Source organism: Paraburkholderia ginsengiterrae (assembly GCF_001645125.1).
In the GTDB taxonomy this organism is placed as follows: domain Bacteria; phylum Pseudomonadota; class Gammaproteobacteria; order Burkholderiales; family Burkholderiaceae; genus Paraburkholderia; species Paraburkholderia ginsengiterrae.
In genome coordinates this window covers 1-478 of record NZ_LXKA01000189.1, presented here as the reverse complement: position 1 = coordinate 478, position 478 = coordinate 1, and the positions used below count along the sequence as shown (strand labels likewise).

At 54.8% G+C, this 478-nt stretch carries 2 protein-coding genes; one reads left to right on the top strand and one right to left on the bottom strand.

The window, feature by feature from the left end; genetic code table 11:
- Positions 1-251 (bottom strand): DODA-type extradiol aromatic ring-opening family dioxygenase (locus A6V37_RS39140; RefSeq protein ID WP_482194147.1); only part of this gene is annotated, 251 nt, incomplete at its 3' end.
- On the opposite strand from A6V37_RS39140, the gene A6V37_RS39145 reads away from it, so the two are divergent.
- Positions 228-478 (top strand): DODA-type extradiol aromatic ring-opening family dioxygenase (locus tag A6V37_RS39145; protein ID WP_482194147.1); only part of this gene is annotated, 251 nt, incomplete at its 3' end. The genes A6V37_RS39140 and A6V37_RS39145 overlap by 24 nt on opposite strands.

The following is a 478-nucleotide window of genomic DNA, read 5'->3' as shown; positions in this document are numbered from 1 at the left end:
AACAGCAACAGTTGCCACGTAACGCCTTGGGCGACCGACAACCCACCAACCATTGCGACGTCGAATTCGTCTTTCAATACCAGCGACTCAGTCAGATGCCAAGCCCAGTCCGGATCGACTTGACACACGGGAACAGGTCGCAGGCCATAACCTTCGTCGTGAGGCGGGAACTCCTCTGCCATGCCTATGGCGAAAGTGGGTGTCAAATCGAGTCCGAATCGTGAAGCGTGATCGTTATATATAACGATCACGCTTCACGATTCGGACTCGATTTGACACCCACTTTCGCCATAGGCATGGCAGAGGAGTTCCCGCCTCACGACGAAGGTTATGGCCTGCGACCTGTTCCCGTGTGTCAAGTCGATCCGGACTGGGCTTGGCATCTGACTGAGTCGCTGGTATTGAAAGACGAATTCGACGTCGCAATGGTTGGTGGGTTGTCGGTCGCCCAAGGCGTTACGTGGCAACTGTTGCTGTT